Origin of the sequence: Diplocloster modestus, from assembly GCF_019042245.1 — a bacterium.
In the GTDB taxonomy this organism is placed as follows: Bacteria; Bacillota; Clostridia; order Lachnospirales; family Lachnospiraceae; genus Diplocloster; species Diplocloster modestus.
In genome coordinates, this window is record NZ_JAHQCX010000001.1 from 531,251 (window position 1) to 550,030 (window position 18,780).

The 18,780-nt window shown below is 45.1% G+C and carries 19 protein-coding genes; 14 read left to right on the forward strand and 5 right to left on the reverse strand.

Annotation, left to right across the window (positions count from 1 at the left end; all coding sequences use genetic code 11):
- Window position 1 precedes the first annotated feature (1 nt).
- On the reverse strand, window positions 2-859 hold the full coding sequence (locus tag KTH90_RS02410) for an ABC transporter ATP-binding protein (protein ID WP_158352631.1): 858 nt from the start codon (window positions 857-859) through the stop codon (window positions 2-4).
- An 18-nt stretch (window positions 860-877) separates the two neighbouring features.
- Window positions 878-1,249, reverse strand: coding sequence for a GntR family transcriptional regulator (locus tag KTH90_RS02415; protein WP_158352630.1), 372 nt, complete (start codon window positions 1,247-1,249; stop codon window positions 878-880).
- A 363-nt stretch (window positions 1,250-1,612) separates the two neighbouring features.
- On the opposite strand from KTH90_RS02415, the gene KTH90_RS02420 reads away from it, so the two are divergent.
- From KTH90_RS02420 to KTH90_RS02440, 5 genes are all read left to right on the forward strand, one after another.
- Complete coding sequence (locus KTH90_RS02420; protein ID WP_158352629.1) at window positions 1,613-2,179, forward strand: glycerol-3-phosphate responsive antiterminator; 567 nt, start codon at window positions 1,613-1,615, stop codon at window positions 2,177-2,179.
- 121 nt (window positions 2,180-2,300) lie between these two features.
- Window positions 2,301-2,531, forward strand: a complete 231-nt coding sequence (locus tag KTH90_RS02425) for a PF20097 family protein (RefSeq protein WP_238726193.1) — start codon at window positions 2,301-2,303, stop codon at window positions 2,529-2,531.
- A 286-nt stretch (window positions 2,532-2,817) separates the two neighbouring features.
- The gene (locus KTH90_RS02430) at window positions 2,818-4,254 is read left to right on the forward strand and encodes an NAD(P)/FAD-dependent oxidoreductase (protein WP_238726194.1); all 1,437 of its coding nucleotides are present in this window, start codon (window positions 2,818-2,820) and stop codon (window positions 4,252-4,254) included.
- Between the two features lie 14 nt (window positions 4,255-4,268).
- Complete coding sequence (locus KTH90_RS02435) at window positions 4,269-5,543, forward strand: NAD(P)/FAD-dependent oxidoreductase (protein ID WP_238726195.1); 1,275 nt, start codon at window positions 4,269-4,271, stop codon at window positions 5,541-5,543.
- Between the two features lie 29 nt (window positions 5,544-5,572).
- The gene (locus tag KTH90_RS02440; protein ID WP_158352760.1) at window positions 5,573-5,977 is read left to right on the forward strand and encodes a DUF1667 domain-containing protein; all 405 of its coding nucleotides are present in this window, start codon (window positions 5,573-5,575) and stop codon (window positions 5,975-5,977) included.
- A 129-nt stretch (window positions 5,978-6,106) separates the two neighbouring features.
- Here the strand turns inward: KTH90_RS02440 and KTH90_RS02445 are convergent, their stop codons facing one another.
- Genes KTH90_RS02445 through KTH90_RS02455 form a run of 3 tightly spaced genes read right to left on the reverse strand, consistent with a single transcriptional unit; the run spans window position 6,107 to window position 7,788 of the window.
- Window positions 6,107-6,628 (reverse strand): hypothetical protein, encoded by a 522-nt coding sequence (locus KTH90_RS02445; protein WP_158352625.1) that lies wholly within the window; start codon window positions 6,626-6,628, stop codon window positions 6,107-6,109.
- Window positions 6,629-6,643: 15 nt separating this feature from the next.
- Window positions 6,644-7,207: a chromate transporter gene (locus KTH90_RS02450; RefSeq protein WP_158352624.1), complete on the reverse strand. Its 564-nt coding sequence runs from the start codon at window positions 7,205-7,207 to the stop codon at window positions 6,644-6,646.
- A complete protein-coding gene (locus tag KTH90_RS02455) occupies window positions 7,204-7,788 on the reverse strand; it encodes a chromate transporter (protein WP_158352623.1) in 585 nt (194 codons plus the stop codon). The genes KTH90_RS02450 and KTH90_RS02455 overlap by 4 nt, the downstream gene beginning before the upstream one ends.
- Before the next feature lie 167 nt (window positions 7,789-7,955).
- On the opposite strand from KTH90_RS02455, the gene KTH90_RS02460 reads away from it, so the two are divergent.
- The 9 genes from KTH90_RS02460 to cas4 all read left to right on the forward strand — a co-directional run bounded on the left by KTH90_RS02460 (window position 7,956) and on the right by cas4 (window position 18,777).
- Window positions 7,956-8,840: a LysR family transcriptional regulator gene (locus tag KTH90_RS02460; protein ID WP_158352622.1), complete on the forward strand. Its 885-nt coding sequence runs from the start codon at window positions 7,956-7,958 to the stop codon at window positions 8,838-8,840.
- A gap of 230 nt (window positions 8,841-9,070) precedes the next feature.
- Window positions 9,071-10,558: a glycerol kinase GlpK gene (gene glpK, locus KTH90_RS02465; RefSeq protein WP_158352621.1), complete on the forward strand. Its 1,488-nt coding sequence runs from the start codon at window positions 9,071-9,073 to the stop codon at window positions 10,556-10,558.
- A gap of 1,003 nt (window positions 10,559-11,561) precedes the next feature.
- Window positions 11,562-12,302 (forward strand): CRISPR-associated endoribonuclease Cas6, encoded by a 741-nt coding sequence (gene cas6, locus KTH90_RS02470; protein WP_158352620.1) that lies wholly within the window; start codon window positions 11,562-11,564, stop codon window positions 12,300-12,302.
- 15 nt (window positions 12,303-12,317) lie between these two features.
- Window positions 12,318-14,303 carry a TIGR02556 family CRISPR-associated protein gene (locus KTH90_RS02475; protein ID WP_158352619.1) on the forward strand — a complete coding sequence of 662 codons (1,986 nt, stop codon included), beginning with the start codon at window positions 12,318-12,320 and terminating at the stop codon, window positions 14,301-14,303.
- Entirely contained in the window at window positions 14,296-15,171 is an 876-nt protein-coding gene (gene cas7b / locus KTH90_RS02480; protein WP_158352618.1) for a type I-B CRISPR-associated protein Cas7/Csh2, read from the forward strand. The genes KTH90_RS02475 and cas7b overlap by 8 nt, the downstream gene beginning before the upstream one ends.
- Window positions 15,172-15,181: 10 nt before the next feature.
- Window positions 15,182-15,913: a type I-B CRISPR-associated protein Cas5b gene (cas5b, locus tag KTH90_RS02485; RefSeq protein WP_238726196.1), complete on the forward strand. Its 732-nt coding sequence runs from the start codon at window positions 15,182-15,184 to the stop codon at window positions 15,911-15,913.
- 38 nt (window positions 15,914-15,951) lie between these two features.
- Window positions 15,952-17,064: a CRISPR-associated endonuclease Cas3'' gene (locus tag KTH90_RS02490; RefSeq protein WP_275061299.1), complete on the forward strand. Its 1,113-nt coding sequence runs from the start codon at window positions 15,952-15,954 to the stop codon at window positions 17,062-17,064.
- Entirely contained in the window at window positions 17,052-18,275 is a 1,224-nt protein-coding gene (gene cas3, locus KTH90_RS02495; protein WP_238726198.1) for a CRISPR-associated helicase Cas3', read from the forward strand. The genes KTH90_RS02490 and cas3 overlap by 13 nt, the downstream gene beginning before the upstream one ends.
- Window positions 18,265-18,777, forward strand: coding sequence for a CRISPR-associated protein Cas4 (gene cas4 / locus KTH90_RS02500; protein WP_238726199.1), 513 nt, complete (start codon window positions 18,265-18,267; stop codon window positions 18,775-18,777). Before cas3 ends, cas4 begins: the two co-directional genes overlap by 11 nt.
- The last annotated feature ends 3 nt before the right edge of the window (window positions 18,778-18,780 follow it).

Sequence of the window (18,780 nt, forward strand, 5' to 3'; positions counted from 1 at the left end):
GTCAGGACCTCCCGGCGAATGCCATCATGATATCCTCTATGGTGGGTCTGGCGAAGACGGCTTTTGTCAGGCCGCGTTTTGCAGCTGCGGAATCGCAGGTCAGGCCCTCGAAGTGGAAACCGTGTTCTTCCAAATACAGGAAGGAGCTCCGCAGTTCGTGGGTCAGTTCTTCTTTACTGCCCTTGACCAGCGTATATTTTTCCAGAAGATTGTCTTTGTATTCGTCCAATACGATTTTCCCGTTGTCAATCATGACGATGCGGTCTGCGGTTTTGTCCAGGTCGGTGGTGATGTGTGTGGAAAAAAAGACGGATTTATCCCCTTCTTCCATGTATTCGCGCAGGATTCCCAGCAGTTGATTCCGAATCAGAGGATCCAGGCCCGAGGTGGGTTCATCCATGATGAGGAAGTCCGCGTGGTGGGATAGGGCCAGGGCGATGGCGTATTTCATGGTCATACCTTTGGAAAGGTCGCTGATGTGGTAGCTGAGCGGAAGCTTGAACTGGCGCGCGTAGCGTTTGAAGGTGTTCTCGTCCCAGTTTGTATAGGCCGGTGCCAGTATATTTTTCATATCGTTCAGGGACAGGTTTTCATAAAAGTAACCTTTGTCAAATACAACGCCGATGCGATTTTTAATTTCCCGCTCGCTCTCTTCCAGTGTCTGCCCGAAAAGGCGGATTTCACCCGCATCTTTTTTTACCAGACCCAGGATGGATTTGATCGTGGTTGTTTTGCCCGCCCCGTTGACTCCGATGAAGCCGGTGATCTGGCTTTGTTCCGCGGCGAAGCTGATGTCATTTAATACTGTTTTTCGATTATATTTTTTTGTAAGATGGCTGATTTCCAATACATTGCTCATAGGGTAACTTCCTTTCTGTCAGGACTCATAGAGTATCGACATCATTTCCAGCATCTCATCTTTGGTAAGGCCTGCGGATTGGCCGGTCACGTAGGCTTCCAGCAGCTTGGCTTCGACGAGCCGCAGCTTTTCTTCCCGGAACAGCTCCATGTTCGTGGAGGAGACGAAAAAACCTTTGCCGGGCACGCTGTTTACATAGCCTTCGGCTTCCAGCTCGTCGTATGCCCGCTTGGTGGTCAGGACACTGACCATGGTCTCGTTGGCCAGCTTCCGGATAGAGGGAAGTATTTCGCCCTCTTTTATCTGGCCGGTGTAGATCGCGTCCTTAATCTGATCTTTGATTTGACGGTAGATTGGTATTTCTGAGGTGTTATTTATCAGGATATCCAAAAAGTTTCACCACCTACTGTAATAGTCTGTATATAACTGTATATCATATTAATATACAGTTGTCAATAGATTTATTTTATTTCATTTTATTACAGATTTCATTACCGATCCATAATTACAGAAAGATCCGTCGATCCGATCACAGCCAAGGTTTACAGCGGCTGATAGCGGCTATATAACCGCTATATAACCGCTATAGGAGGGTTTCCTTGTCAACGGAATCGTGTTATAATAGCGGCAGACATTATATTCGCCGGAGCGCTCTCCTTAGCACGGAGTGTGTATCCTATGAAGTTATTTTGATTGCACGTAAGTGCTATATGTTACTTAGCACTGGTTTTTTAGAAGGAAAGGTGTGGTGCAGTGAAACAGACGTTTGCGGAACTGATTGAAGATTGCCCGGTAATAGCTGCGGTGAAAGATCCGGATGGATTAGAACAGAGTCTGCGGGCGGAGGGGAATATTATATTTGTTCTGTATGGAGATTTAATGAATATACAGGAGATTGTGGAACGTATTAAAGCGAGCGGGAAGACCGCCATGGTTCATGTGGATCTGATCGCTGGGCTTACCTCCAGAGAGATCGCGGTTGAATTTATCCAAAGACATACCAGAGCGGATGGTATTATTACCACGAAACCGGCTTTGGTGAAAAAAGCCTCGGAACTTGGCCTGTATACTGTTCTGCGCCATTTTATCATAGATTCCATGGCGCTTTCCAATATCGAGCGGCAGAATGACAGTGTACATCCGGATATGATTGAGATACTGCCAGGAGTCATGCCGAAGATTATACGGAAAATATGTACCTTGTCCAGGGTTCCGGTCATAGCCGGCGGACTGATCAATGATAAAGAGGATGTGATGGGAGCGTTAAGCGCGGGTGCAGCTGCGATTTCGTCGACGAATCCGGATGTTTGGTTTTTATAAGTGCAGGCACGATGGAACTGTAAGATCAGCAGGAGATATGGATTATCGTATGGAAATGATATTATCGGAACCGGATGAATGGCGTACAATGGTGTATATGAAACTAAGGGGGTAAGCATGTATGAAATGTCCCTTCTGTAATCGGGAAATGGAGAATGGATATCTCACATCAGATGCCCGTGCTATTGCATGGAGAAAAGAAAGATATCAACCAGCATTAATAAGAAAAGGCGGCGGGATCCAGTTGGCCCGGAATCCTATGGGTGGAGCAGCTGCCATAGCGAATGCGTTTTGCTGTCAGGAATGTAAGAAAATTGTGATCGATTATTCTGAAAAAGAGGGAAATGAGTAATCCATGGCGAAATAGCATGGGAGATGATTCGTGACTCCGGAACGATAAACACAAATATTTTAATAAGAAAAAGGTTGTGGCAGTTATATATTTGTGTTATAGTAAATAAAGAAAAATAGAATACATATTTGCATGAGATTAAGAGCTAAGCAAAAAACGGATCCTGGAGGATCTATTTTGGCTTAGCTTTTTTGCGTTTAAAATTAAAGATTAACCGGATTTTATAACGCAAATGAAAATTAGGATAGAAGCGAAAGAATAACTAGAAAAAAAGGAGAGAAGAAGGATGTATGATGTAGTGATTATCGGGGCCGGGGTCACCGGCTGCGCCATTGCCAGAGAACTTTCCAGATACCAGGTGAAGGCCTGCGTATTAGAAAAGTGTGAGGATGTCTGCTGCGGAACATCGAAAGCCAACAGTGCTATCGCCCATGCCGGATTCGATGCCCTGCCAGGGACGAAAAAAGCTCATTTCAACATCAGGGGAAGCGAAATGATGGAGTCGGTCTCCAAAGAGCTGGATTTTCCATTTGTCAAAAATGGATCACTGGTAGTCTGCCGGAAAGAGAAGGATCTTTCAAAACTGCAGGAGCTGTACGACCGCGGTGTCCAAAACGGTGTGAAAGATATGCGGATCATCGGCCGGGAAGAAGTACATGAGATGGAGCCGAATCTGGCAGACGGTGTGCTGGCGGCCCTCTTTGCGCCCACAGCGGGCATCGTATGTCCCTTTGGAATGACGATCGCCTATGCGGAAAACGCAGCCGTAAACGGAATTGAATTCCGGTTTGACACGGAGGTGAATGCGATCCAAAAGGAGGAAGAGGGCTATGTGATCCGTACATCCCGGGGGGATTACCGCACCAGAGCCATCGTGAACGCGGCCGGTGTCTACGCGGATGCCATCCATAATATGGTCAGCCGGGAAAAGTTACATATCACGCCCAGACGCGGGGACTACTGCCTGCTGGATCATACGGCCGGCCAGCATGTAGCCCGGACGATTTTCCCGCTGCCCGGCGAATATGGGAAAGGGGTCCTGGTAGCCCCTACGGTTCATGGCAACCTGATTCTGGGGCCCACTGCGGTAGACGTGGAAGATAAGGAAGAGACCTGTGTCAGACAGGAGGAGCTTAACTATCTGCTGGGTAAGGTGGGGCATTCTGTGAAAAATATTCCCATCCGCCAGGTGATCACTTCCTTTGCCGGACTGCGGGCTCACGAGGATTCGGATGATTTTATACTGGGGGAAGCCGGGGACGCGGAGAATTTCTACGACGCTGCGGGAATCGAATCTCCGGGATTGACCAGTGCGCCGGCTGTCGGTGTCTGGATGGCAGAGCAGCTTAGAGAAAGTCTGCGGTTATCGGAAAACCCGGAATTCGTTCCCAATAGAGAAGGAATCCTGAATCCGGCGGAACTGTCTGTGGAAGAACGAAATGAACTGATCCGGCAGCAGCCGGAATATGGAACCATCATCTGCCGTTGTGAAATGATCAGTGAAGGGGAAATTATGGACGCGATCCACAGACCCGTGGGAGCCAGATCCCTGGACGGAGTCAAGCGGAGGACCAGGGCAGGGATGGGCCGGTGCCAGTCGGGATTCTGTTCCCCCAGGACAATGGAAATCCTGGAGCGGGAACTCGGGCTGCCGATGGAAGAACTCACCAAAAGCGGCGGAGAATCGAAGATCATTGTGGGAATCAATAAGGACAGATGGTAAAGGAGGATATGAGCATGCTTTCATATGATATCGTCATCGTCGGAGGCGGACCGGCCGGGCTTGCCGCTGCGGCTTCGGCCAGGGAACAGGGGATAGAGAGTGTTCTGATACTGGAACGGGACCACACACTGGGAGGAATCTTAAATCAATGCATCCACAATGGATTCGGGCTGCATACATTCAAAGAAGAGCTGACCGGACCAGAGTACGCGGCCAGATTCATAGAGCGGGTGAAGGAGCTGGACATCGAATATAAGCTGAATACCATGGTTATGGATATCAGCAGCGGAAAATGCATTACCGCCATGAACCGGGAGGAAGGATTGTTCCAGATCCAGGCGAAAGCGGTCATACTGGCCATGGGATGCCGGGAAAGGCCAAGAGGCGCGCTGAATATTCCCGGATACCGGCCGGCCGGGATATTCTCCGCCGGAACGGCGCAGCGTCTGGTGAATATGGAAGGGTATCTGCCCGGCCGGGAGGTGGTTATCCTGGGATCAGGAGATATCGGCCTGATTATGGCCAGGAGAATGACACTGGAGGGCGCGAAGGTGAAGCTGGTGGCTGAACTTATGCCCTATTCCGGCGGATTGAAGCGGAATATCGTGCAGTGTCTGGATGATTTCGGGATACCGTTAAAATTAAGCCATACGGTGATCGATATCGACGGGAAAGAACGGGTAAAGGGCGTCACTGTGGCACAGGTGGATGAACATAGAAAGCCGATACCCGGTACGGAAGAATATATTTCCTGTGATACCCTGCTGTTATCCGTAGGCCTGATTCCGGAAAATGAATTGTCCAGAGGTATGGGTGTGGTTATGGAACCGGTCACCTCAGGTCCGGTAGTGAATGAAAGCCTGGAGACCAATGTGGAAGGGGTATTTGCCTGCGGTAACGTGCTGCATGTACATGATCTGGTGGATTATGTATCGGAGGAGGCAGCCGCAGCAGGAAAGAACGCGGCCTGCTATATCCGGGAAGGGGCGAAACGTATGGATAAAGCCGGCTGCGTGGAACTGGCCGCGGAGGATGGCGTGCGTTATACCGTACCGAAGTATATCCATACGGACAGGATGGAAGAGAAGCTGACGGTACGCTTCCGCGTGGGGGATGTATACAAAGGCTGCTATATTTGTACATATTTTGACGATACCTGCGTCAAACGGCAAAAGCGGCCGGTCATGGCGCCTGGAGAGATGGAAGAAATCAAGTTGCAAAAGCAGAAGCTGGAAGAATATCCGGATCTGAAAAAGATTACCATCCGGATCGAGAAGGGAGGGGAATGACATTGAGAGATGATTTAGCAGAGAACGGCATGAGAGAACAAAATATAGAAGAGAACAGTGGGAAAGGAAATCATTCAGAGAAAAGGGAACTGGTCTGTATCGGCTGCCCACTGGGATGCATGGTAACCGTCACATGTCAGGGTGGACAGATTCTGGCGGTCAATGGAAATACCTGCAAAAAGGGCGAGCAGTATGCGAGAAACGAAGTGACAAACCCGGAACGGATGGTGACGACCACGGTACGTCTGGCAAACCGGCCCCATGAGACCGTTTCATTAAAGAGTGAACGGAGCATACCAAAGGAGAAGATTTTTGACTTTGTAAAAGCTCTAAAAAAGGTAGAGGTGAAGGCTCCGGTCCACATCTCGGATGTCATACTATCCGATGTGGCCGGAACCGGTGTGTCGGCAGTTGCTACGGTGAACCGTTTATAAATATATTTTACAGCATTCCTTAACGAATGCCCTTTGGGCAGGATTACAGTATAGCTGCTTCATAAGGTATGCTATTTGACTAAAATCTTATACGTAAAATGAAGCAGATACATAATAACACTTGTAACGTTACACAATATCAATATCGTCCTCGTGGGACATATAATATGCCATGACGTAGATGCCGGCAAAAAACAGAGGATCCGTCTCCGGGGACAGACTCAGGATTTGATGACCCATTTTGAAAAAGGAAGAGATACTTCCCAGATCTTTCTTTGGGCTGCTGACATTTACACGGCCATCCTCCAGCCTTTGGAGGAGATAGGGACCGCCGGGAGCTTGGACGCTGATCTTTTGAATCCTTGGGGGCCGAAATAAGAACGATGGGGATACAGGTATATCCTGCAGGCTCTCCTCCGGATTCGGTACATCGGCCACGGCGAAGAGGGAGGCGCCGCGGTACATTTTATATTGTAATCCCGTATTTGGAGCCGCCGCCGGTCTCTTATCGACCGTGTATACGGCAGTACCGTCCGGGGAACAAACCGTCTTCGCCGGTCCGGTAATCCGCCCTAAGAGGCGTGCCACAACCTGATCCTGTTCATCGACCAGCTTCCACAGCAGAGGTGTTTTGACTATTTTCAGATTCATTCAGATCCCGCCTTTCTATGGTATAAAATAGAGGATACCGCCGATTACCCCGCATCCGGCCATAACCATGATGGGACTCAGTTTCCATTTCCGAAGGATAAAGAGTGCGGCGGAGAATAAAACCACCGAGGATATGTGAAGTGCGCCAAGATCTGTGACGAAGCCGCCTTCTCCCCAAAAGGCCAGGATAATCATAGTCAGTCCTGCGGAGGCGATCAGCGCCACGACTGCCGGGCGGAGTGCGTTCAGTACACCCTGGATGACGGTTAACTGCTGATATTTAAAATATAGGAAGGCCAACAGGGAGACGATGATACAGGAGGGAAGGATGCATCCCAGTGTCGAGATGACCGCCCCGCCAAAGCCGGCGATCTGGATACCGACGAAGGTGGCGGAATTCACAGCGATAGGCCCGGGGGTCATCTGGGATATGGTGATCAGGTCGGTGAATTCCGTCATGGTCAGCCAATGATGCAGATCTACCACCTGATTCTGGATCAGGGGCATGGCAGCGTAACCGCCTCCGATACTGAATAATCCGATCTGGAAGAAACTCCAGAACAGCTGCAGATATATCATGGCTGGACACTCTCCTTTTTCTTATTTTTCCAGTGTGTAATCAATGTCTGTAAAGCGCCCAGAGCACCGCAGACCAGTATGATGTACATGACGTTGATGTGGAACAGATAGGTGGCCAGAAATGCCCCGGCCATGATCAACAGATACAATAGCTTCTTTTCTTTGATAATATTGCCGCCCATGCTGATAACGACATCGGCGATGACGGCGGCTACTCCGGCCTGCATCCCGCCCAATACCGCGCTGACAATCGGATTACTCCGAAAGGCGGTATAAAAAAGCGAGAGCACGGACAGCAATAACAGCGGCGGCAGAACAGTGCCCAGAATCGAGATACCGGCCCCAATGACGCCTGCGACCCGGTAGCCCAGCAGTATCGATGCGTTGACAGCAACGGCTCCCGGCGAGGACTGGGCGATAGCGGCCATGTTCAGCATATCTTCCTCTTCCAACCACTGCAGATCATCCACGAATTTTCTTTTCATCAGCGGAATGATGACATAGCCGCCTCCAAAAGTGAAAGAGCTGAGGAAAAAGGTTGAGGTAAATAATTTCCAATATTTTTTCGGTTTATCGGTCATGAAGATTCCTCCTTGCATTTTTATTTTATACTTTACAGCCTTATATGTAAAATAATATAATAATATAAATATTATAATAATTTCTTATGAAACCAGGAGGAAGAAGGCTGAACAAAAAATGTTCACCCTGCCTGTATGTGTGGAATAACGCACGTGTGGAGGAAAAGATGACCTTACGTCACATGAGAATCTTTGTAGCGGTCTGTGAGTGCGAAAGTGTCACGGCTGCCGCGGAAAAGCTCTTTATCGCGCAGCCGGCAGCGAGCCTGGCTATCGCGGAACTGGAAGACTATTATGGAGTCAAACTGTTTGACCGGATCGCCAGAAGGCTGTATATTACAGAAGCCGGGAAACAATTTTTGCAGTACGCTATCCATATTGTATCACTGTTTGACCAGTTGGAACAGGATGTTCGGAACTGGGATCGGATCGGTGTCCTTAGAATCGGGGCCAGCATCACCATCGGAAACTATCTGCTGCCAGAGTACGCAAAGGAGTTCCAGCAGATCTATCCGGCTATGCAGATGCACGTTCAGATCGATAATACGGAAGCTGTGGAAAGGGCGGTACTGAAAAATGAGATCGATGTAGGACTGGTGGAAGGGGAGATCGCCAGCTCCTATATAGAGAAGATCCGCTTTATGGAAGATCCGCTGGTATTGATCTGTTCTGTAGATCACCCGTGGGCTGGTCGGGAGGAGATCGATATCAGCGAGCTCAGGGGAGTGAACTTCATCATGCGGGAACGGGGAAGCGCGGGCAGGGAGATCTTCGATCAGGCACTGCGGGTGAGAAAGGTAGAAGTGGTTCCCTCCTGGCAGAGCGTGAGTACCCAGGCGATTATACGCGCGGTAGCGGAAGGACTGGGCGTGTCGGTGCTGCCGAACCTGTTCGTGAAGGAGAGCCTGGAAAAGGGTGAGATCGCCAGCACCAGGATTCGGGGGCTGGATTTAAAAAGGTCCTTTTCCGTGATCCGACACAGGAATAAATTCCTCACCGAAGCGGCAAAATCCTTCATCCGTCTATGTACGGGGGAGGATAGTATGATATAATGTCGGTAGACATTATATCTGCGCCGGAGCGCCTTCCCTGGCGCGGAGTGTGCATCCTACGGAGGTATCATGATTGCGTGCAATCGTGATATAATGTCGGTAGACATTATATCTGCGCCGGAGCGCCTTCCCTGGCGCGGAGTGTCCAGCGTTTAGGGGACGGAATGAGTAGAGATTTTATAGAGTAAAACGGGGTAGTTGAAAACTATATACAGACGGAGGTTTGATCAATGAAGTACATAATGGCGTTGGATCAGGGAACCACAAGTTCCCGCTGTATTTTATTTAATGAAAAGGGCCAGATGTGCAGCGTGGCCCAGAAGGAATTTACCCAGATATACCCACAGCCCGGATGGGTAGAGCACGATCCGTTGGAGATCTGGAATTCCATGACGGAAGTGATGAAATGGGCGATGTATCAGGTGAGCGCCACAGCCGGAGAGATCGCCGGTATCGGAATCACGAATCAGAGAGAAACGACGATCGTCTGGGAGAAGGAGACGGGCCGTCCGGTGTACAATGCGATCGTCTGGCAATGCCGCCGTACCTCCGGTATCGTAGATGACCTAAAGGAGCGGGGATATGTCCCGATGATCCGGCAGAAAACCGGACTTATCCCAGACGCTTATTTTTCCGGGACGAAGATTAAGTGGATCCTGGATCATGTGGAAGGAGCCAGAGAGCGGGCGCAAAATGGAGAGTTGCTGTTCGGTACCGTGGATACCTGGCTGATCTGGAACCTGACCAAGGGCCAGTGCTTTGTGACCGACTATACCAATGCATCCCGTACGATGCTGTACGATATACATAACCTTTGCTGGGATAGGGAAATCCTGGAGCTGCTGGATATTCCGGCGGCGATGCTGCCGGAAGTGAAACCGTCCAGTTGTATCTATGGCTATACGGACACCTCGGTAATCGGCGGGCAGATACCGGTGGCGGGAGCAGCCGGAGACCAGCAGGCCGCGCTGTTCGGTCAGTGCTGCTTTAAACCGGGAGAGGTCAAGAACACCTATGGTACCGGATGCTTTCTGCTGATGAATACCGGTGAAGAAGCAGTAGCTTCCAGTAACGGACTATTGACCACAATCGCGGTTGGTCTGGATGGAAAAGTGGAATATGCGCTGGAGGGCAGCGTATTCGTGGCAGGTGCGGCGATCCAGTGGCTGCGGGATGAACTCAAAGTGATCGATTCCTCTCCCCAGTCCGAAGAATACGCCATGTCTGTATCGGATACGGAGGGAGCTTATGTAGTGCCGGCGTTTACAGGGCTGGGCGCCCCCTATTGGGATCAGTATGCCAGAGGTGCGATTGTGGGACTGACCCGTGGATTTAACCGGGCTCATCTGGTGAGAGCGACCCTGGAATCTCTGGCCTATCAGACCTACGATCTGTGTAAGGCCATGGAGAGCGATGCCAATATTAAGCTGGTGAGCCTCAAAGTGGACGGCGGAGCCTGTGCCAATAACTTCCTGATGCAGTTCCAGGCGGATATCCTGGATACGGATGTGCTGCGGCCGGATTGTATCGAGACGACTGCTTTGGGAGCGGCATATCTGGCCGGATTGGCGGTTGGATTCTGGAAGAGCAGAGAGGAGATTCGAAGTAATTGGGCCTTGTCTCAGACGTTTAGCCCGAAGATCGAGGATGAGAAACGGGAAAAACTGCTGCGGGGGTGGAAAAAGGCTGTGAAGTGTGCGTTTGGATGGGCGGAATAGAAGGTGCATTGTAAATAAATTATCTACCAGTGTGATATGGCATATCGTATGTTGATGGATAGCTTAGATTGTACGGTTTATGTCAACTGATTTAACAGAAAGGCAGCTGATGTAATGGAATCCTACCCGATGAAATAGAAAACCAGCCGATATAACTATCTTTATATGTCATGAAACTGATAATAGAATAATAATTACGGTATTCAGAGGTTGCCCAAGGGGGCAGACGGATGGGTACCGTATTTTTATTCGTATATGAAAGAGATGCTATGGGATAAAATCACTTGTGGGCTTCCAGGTGCTTTTGGAAGAGAGTCGGCTTGTCCTGGTGGCTTCCACGAAGCACCATCTGGAAAACTTATCAATGGCAGTGTACTGGAAGAACTGCTTCCCAATGACCCTGCTGTTTATAAGACAGGCGGAAGGGACAAATTTCACATCCACCGGGATACGCTGACCGGGATACTCTATCTTCTCATTCTCCTTTGTTTATGTTGTGGTTGTGGTGACTAAAATACAACGCAAAAGAGAAATCCCTACATTTTAATTATTCAGTTGTAACACATGTATTGTAATCCTACAATTTATGGATTGAGCTTGACTGATATTTGGTTGAATGTTAAGCTGATTTCATAGGTTGCTTCCTGATCAGAAGTAAGAGGGAGTAATTTCTTTGAATTTATTACTGATTATAGTTGGCTTGATGGTATGTGTAAGGTGCAGAATTTCTATAAGAGATTGAAATTTAGTTATTGATTAGTATATTTTAGTTATACCTATAAGGATTGTGTAAAGAGTACTACATAGGAGATAGATAGAATTGCACGATGGAAACCAGCATGGTTGTGAACGAAGGATTCATATGACGGAATTTATTGGGTATGAATAAGTAAATAAATATATTAATTTATTAGTAATGGAATAGTAAATATAAAAGTTCTTGACGGCAGAACCAACAAGTGCTATTGTTAATTTAAGAAGTTTATACGAAGGAGAACAATTGATGAAATACAAATTTACATTTCCTTTAAAAGATCCTCTAACTTTGAATACCAGCTACAATCATATATTACAGGCGGCGCTGTTAACCTGGTTAAATGATAAAAATTACCAGAGCTTTCTCCATGATACGGGGTATGAAGCGGGAAAAAGAAGTTATAAATTATTCTCGTTTTCAAAGATTTTCGGTAATCATCGAATCATTCCCGGGCAGCACAAGATCATTTACCAGGATCAAATTCATTTTTATATTTCTTCTTACGACTCTAAATTCGTGACCTATCTGGCAGAAAACATTATATCCCAATCACAATTAAACTTAAACGGTACTTACTTGACACCTTCCTCGTTCGAAACAATAGCAGAAGAATATGATGATCGATGTGAAATACAGACTCTCTCCCCCATTTGTATCTATTCTACACTTGCAAATCACGAAGGAGTAAAGAAAACCTATTATTACACACCTTATGAGCAGGAATATTCAGAGCTGATTCGTAAAAATTTAATACATAAATACGAATCCTATTATGGTACTGCGCCTGAGAATACCCAATTTCGGATCAAACCCATGAATCGGTCCTGTCGGGAAAGCGTCATATTTTATAAGAAAACAGTGATAAAGGGATGGAACGGAAAATTCCTGCTCACCGGCTCGAAAGAACTGATGGATATAGCAGTCAATGCGGGGCTGGGTTCCAAGAATTCTCAGGGGTTTGGCTGTGTCATTGTAAATAAACGATAGGAGGCGAAAAGAGATATGCAGGAAGGCATGATACAGATCGGAAAAACACTTATGAATGACGGAAGCAGTATTCTGGATAACCTCATCACAGAATTAGCTCCGGTACGCCGGGATGCCAAAGGAAATGAACTACAGCTATATATGCTGAAATTTGATTTTTCAACAGATGAATGCCGGGTATCAGTTGATGTCAATGAGCAGATGAGTGAGAATTCCGCAAGAAGGTATTGTTATATCGGTTCAGCTCCGGGAGCCAATTCCAAACAATGGTATTGTACATCGGGCAATAGTTTTTATCATCTCTCAGAGACAATTCCGAACTTATGTGAGTTAGATTTAGGCGACGAGTTAAATAGTAAGCTTACATTTATCAGGGATACCTATTTCGTAGATCTGGGTGAAGATTTTAAGAGTAATAAGAACAGGTATACTTTTCATGTAGGACTTCTATCAAATGATAATTATGATATCAAGGCATATCGGGATACTTTGCGTGACTTACCGGAAAAGGAACAGAAAGCGCTGCTGAAGAAGGAAGTGACAGAAGCTTTTGATCAGTATCTGGCAGTCCACTATGGAATGAAACTTCAGAAGAATTTTGGATTATTCACTATACTCATTGATGCTGAGCCATTGTGTGAACGTGAGGAATATAAGGCAGCCATATTGAAAGAAAAGGAGGGGACATCGGGTAAGCAGGATAACAAAAAGAATTTGATCGAGGGGCATTGCTACAACTGTGGAACCACGACGCAGCTGCGGGATGATATTATAATAGAAATCAAAAGCTACACTACAAATTTATACGGATTTGCCAGTGGGGTGGATAAGAAAAATTATCGAAAGAATATGCTTCTGTGTCAGGATTGTTTAAATGCGTATCTGGCAGGTGAGAAATATGTAAAAAATAATATGAATTTGTCTCTGGCAAGATTCCACGTATACCTGTATCCGCATTTTATTTGGGGAGAACCTTTGGACAGGGAAGGACTCGACATCATCTGTGACCGTATTAAGCATAAATTTAAAACGATTTCCAATGTAGAAACGGTGCAGCAATTAAAGGAAAGTATTGATGATGAGTTGGCTTATCAGGAAAGAGAAGATGAGACCTGTTATTCGATCAATCTTATATTTTACAAACAGGCACAGAAGGCCACTAAAATCCAAAGATTTATTAAAGACGTGGCGCCCTCCAGGTTCGATTTCATTGCTAACTGCCTGGATCGAACTCAGGATCTCTATTTGCGGTTGTTGGGAGGCAGAACAGATCGGACGATATTGAATCTTCGGATGATATATTACCTTATGCCAATCCGGCTGGATGAAAAAAATGAGGCAAGAGAATTCAGAAATCTTTTAGGATTATACGACGCTATATTATCAGGAAAGTTGCTGAAAAAGCAGTATATTATCAGGAATCTCAATGCATGTGCGAAAGTTATCTATTATGAGGAAAAGGGGTTTAATATAAGCGGCAGTGAACTGGAAGCCACAGTAGTAAGAGGTACAGCGCTGTTGAAGTTTCTGGAATTTATGCAATTAATCAAAGGAGGAGTGGAAATGGAGGTAAAAAGTCTGCATTGCGGGGATGAGCTCAAAGAATTTATCCGTGAAATGGGATATAAGCAGGAGGAGGCGGCACTGTTTTTGTTGGGTACCCTGATGGGTACCATTGGTGTGGAGCAATATAAAAGAACGAAGAATACTTCCTCCAAGAATAAGCCGATTTTGAACAAGCTTAATTTTGGGGGGATGGATAAAAACAAAATACTCCGTTTGGCGGGAGATGTATTTGCCAAGTTAAAGCAGGAAAAACTGCTGGAATCTAAGACAGAGCTGATCTATTCCGATTTTACAGAGCTTTGTACGCCCCAGTTATCGAATTGGGGCTTGTCAAAGGAAGAAAATTTGTTCTGTATTTTAAGCGGTTATTCTTATACGACCAGAAAAGCTATTTTAGGCAAGAAAAAAGAGAATGGAGGAAAGGAAAATGAATAACAGTGAAATCCTATTTTTGTATGATGCGAAATTAACAAATCCAAACGGTGATCCTGACGAGGAAAACCGTCCCCGTATGGATTATGAAAGAGGGATCAATATGGTGTCTGATCTGCGGCTGAAAAGATATGTCAGGGATTATCTGGCCGACCAGGGGTATCCATTGTTTGTACAGAAAATGGATGGCTCACCAGTTACCGCAGAGACTAGGATTAAGAAGCTGGGGACTTCAAATGATCAGGAAATATTGGATCAGTTGATTGATGTGCGGCTGTTTGGGGCTACGATGCCTATAGCGAAGGACAATAAGCAGTTTATTGGACCAGTCCAGTTTAATTGGGGATATTCCCTGAATACGGTAAAGGTATTGGAGTCTAGCATTACTTCTACGTTTGCTTCCTCTGATAATAATAAGCAGGGAGCGATTGGCAAGGATTTCAGAGTCGCATATTCTTTTATCGCTTTTTCCGGTGTAATATCTGCAAATCGGGGAAAAGCAACGTCTTTGAAGGAAGAGGATATCGCTGAACTGGATCGGGCGCTCAGATATGCGATTCCGCTTCAGGTAACAAGAAGTAAGATTGGACAGTATCCCAGGCTGTATCTGAGAGTGGAATATAAAAGCGATATGACTATTTTAGGAGATATGCGGGATTATATTTCATTAAAAGAAAAGACGGAAGATATTCGGGATATTTCAGAAACAGCATTAGAAGTTGGAAAACTCGTTGATTTTCTAAAGGAAAATATTGGTAAAATTGACTCGATTCACTATTTCTGTGATAGCAAATGTATATTGTTAAACCATGATGTGGAAGTCACTTTCCAACAGGCTTTCGATGGTTTTACTCTGATCGAAGTAGAATAGGATGATGAAAATGAAAGTACTGGTATTCGATGTCTCGGGCCGATATGCCCATTTTCGAAAATACTATACGAATTCTTCTTCGCTCACATATTTGGTCCCCCCGAGAACGACGTTATGCGGTCTGGCTGCAGGAATCCTTGGTATAGAACGGGATGCGTATTATGATCAGTTTGTACCTGGAAAGGTGGATATAGGTGTACAGATTCTGAAGCCAGCCAGGAAAATCATGCAGACAGTTAACTATATGAAAATCGAAGGGCCAAAGGATTTTATCCAACCGAAGAACCATACACAGATTCCGTTCGAAATTTTGACTGGGGACGATGGAGTAGCATACCGGATTTATTTTTCCAGTAACCAGGCAGAGATTATGGACAGGATGACGGAATCTGTCAGGGAAGGATGGAGTTGGTATCCCCCATACCTCGGATCTGCCCCATTTCAATGTTCCTTAACATATGTCTGCGATACAGAGGCAGACTATGGAGTAAAAGATGGACGGATACGAGTATCTTCGCTGGTACGTGTAGAATCCATAAAGGAGAAGACATTAGACATATTATCAGAGCCAGTGAGTCTGTATCGGGAGAATATGCCCAGATACTTTGACAATGGAAGAACTTTACACGAGACCGCGTCATATCTTTATGATGTAAATGGAAAAGCGCTCAAAATGGAGGTTAAGGAGCCTGTTTTGAGCTTGGAAATTTGTAATGAGCAGGTTTGTGTCACTTTCATGTAAAATAGAAATTGATATTATGAATAAGAGGGAATACGATCATGATTCGGTTTGAATCACATATTGATAAGCTGCTTAAGGTCCATTTACAGGAAACGATGGAAAATGCGAAATACAGTTTAAAAAGCGGCTGGGATAAAACTGCAGAAGTGGCCTGTTTGAGCCATGATTTTGGAAAGTATACTATCTATTTCCAAAACAGGCTTCATTACGGAAACCGGAATGATGAAAGGGCGGATCATAGTTATATATCCGCCCTTTTTGGAGCTTTTGCGGGAATGAGACTGCTAAAGGATGAGAATCACGTATTCTACATCTATCATGCGATTCTCTGCCATCACAAGAGCGTGAGCGGCTTGCGGGATGGACTTCTTGAAACAGATAAAAAGGGAGTGGAAATACCGAAAGCGTTTCAGCATAAACTGGATATTGTCTGTCAACAGATTGAAGACATGAAGAATCACAGAGCTGAGATTATACAGGATTATTCTTCATGGAATTATGAAGAGATCGTAGATGAATTCCTCGATCATAGCGGCTTGGAAAATTTGATACGTAAATTAGGAAAATTAGCTTACGGAATTGAGAGCAGGTTCAAAAAGTATGCAGATAATTATATTTATTTTCAAAGTCTGTATTCTGCTTTGATTTCGGGGGATAAATTCAGTGCTTCCGACACGCCAATGATTTTGCCATGTGAATTGCCATTTGTTACTCTAAACGGGAGTAGGAGAATATCAGTTGAGGAACGTACAAAAGGAATAAAAAGTGAAATGGGTATTGTCAGGGAAGAGATATTTACAAATATTATGAATTCGATCGAAGAGCAGCCAGAATATTCGTATCTATACTCCATAACATCCCCCACTGGTACCGGTAAGACTTATGCGGGATTCTTTGCAGCTGTTAAATTAAATGAACAATTGGGAGGCGGCAGAAAGATTATCTACGCTTTGCCTTTTACGTCGATCATTAACCAAAACTTTAATGAAATATATAAATTATATGCAAGGGAGATCCGGGATTTTGAGAAACGATCAGGGCCCTATCTGATGAAGCACCATTCACTGGCGGATGTTGATTATCAGACGAAAAGTATGATGTGGATAAACAAAGGGCCGAGATGCTTCGGGAAAACTGGATGTCCAATGTAATCGTCACCACATTTGTACAAGTGTTGGAGACGCTTGTTGGTAATCGAAATCGTATGCTGAAAAAATTTAATGAATTTCGCCATTCTATATTAATATTGGATGAAGTACAGGCAATTCCCATTGAACTGTTAAAGGTGGCCGACTATATTTTAAGGGAAGCAGCCAGGTTATTGGACTGTAAGATTATATTGATGACTGCTACAAGACCTTTATTTCTAACGGAAGCAAAGGAGTTACTACCGGATTATGAAAAGTATTTCCGAATGTTTTGCCGGACAAAGCTTATCTACAAGCCGGGAAAAACGACCATAGACGAATTTATCGAAGATTTTTTAGGCCAGGTGGAGAGTAAATCCTATCTGATTGTATGTAATACAATAAAGGAATCTTTGTTGATCTATGATGACTTAAAAAAAGCTTTGCCGGAACGGAAATTATTTTACTTGTCAGCGAACCTTTTGCCCTGTGACCGAGTTGAAAGGATAAAAGAGATTGAAAAATCTTTTGATACTTTAAAACCGATGGTAGTTTCTACTCAAGTGATAGAGGCTGGGGTGGATCTGAGCTTTGATTATGTTATAAGAGATTTGGCACCATTATCCTCTATTATTCAAGCGGCTGGCCGTTGTAATCGACATGGAAAAGAGGCGCTGGGCTTTGTTCGGGTAGTAGAATTGACGAATGGCAAAAAAGCGTATGGGCAAATGATTTATGGAGATATGCAAATTAATGTGACGAAACAGCTGCTAGATCAGAAGCGGGAGATATTGGAATCGGATTATTTAGAGTTAATTCATGAATATTATGAAAAAATAAGTGGGTATGTCAGTTGTGATTCTGAAAATTATATCAAATCTATACAAAAATTAATATTTACCGGCGAAAAATATGCGATCGATCAATTTCATCTGATAGAGGAAAAGGGAGCGTATGTGGAGGTTTATTTTCGAATTGATGAAAATGCGGAATGTCTATTTCAGAAATTTTTGCATGCGGTACGGGAAAAGGATATGAAAAAGAAATATGATTCTATGCTTGAATTGAATCCAAAGATGAGTGCATATACATTATCGATTCCGGAAAAATATGTTTCTAGAATTAATCATGTACAAGAGGAAGTTATTTGGTCTTTACCTATGGAAGGCTGTAACGACAATTATTGTCGTGATACCGGTTTTAAGAGAGAGGAAGAGGATTATCTTGTATTTTGATGAGAGCACGGTGGAAATTACAGGTACATTAGTCTGGTTTTATAAAATCTGTGAGCGGGAAGTTTGGTTGATGGCCCACAGCATAATACCAGATCAGCAGGATGATAACATTGATATAGGGCGTTTTCTCCATGAGAATACATATCAGCGGAATAAAAAAGAGATAGTCTTTGGAAATGTAAGATTTGATGTCGTTTTTCAGAACCAAGACAAGCTGGTGATTGGGGAGACGAAAAAGTCTTCTAAATATGAAGAAGCCTCCAAATATCAACTGGCCTATTATCTTCAGCAGATGAAAGAGAGTGGCCTCGATGCGCAAGGGCAGCTGCTATATCCGGAAGAGAAGAAGAGGGTCGACGTTATTCTTACGGAAGATCTGGATAAAGAATTAGAGGAAATAAAAACAGAAATCATCAGAATCGCTGAATTAAGGAATCCTCCCAGAGTGAAGAGAATCCCGTTTTGCAAAAATTGTGGATATAAAGAATATTGTTTTTCATAAAGG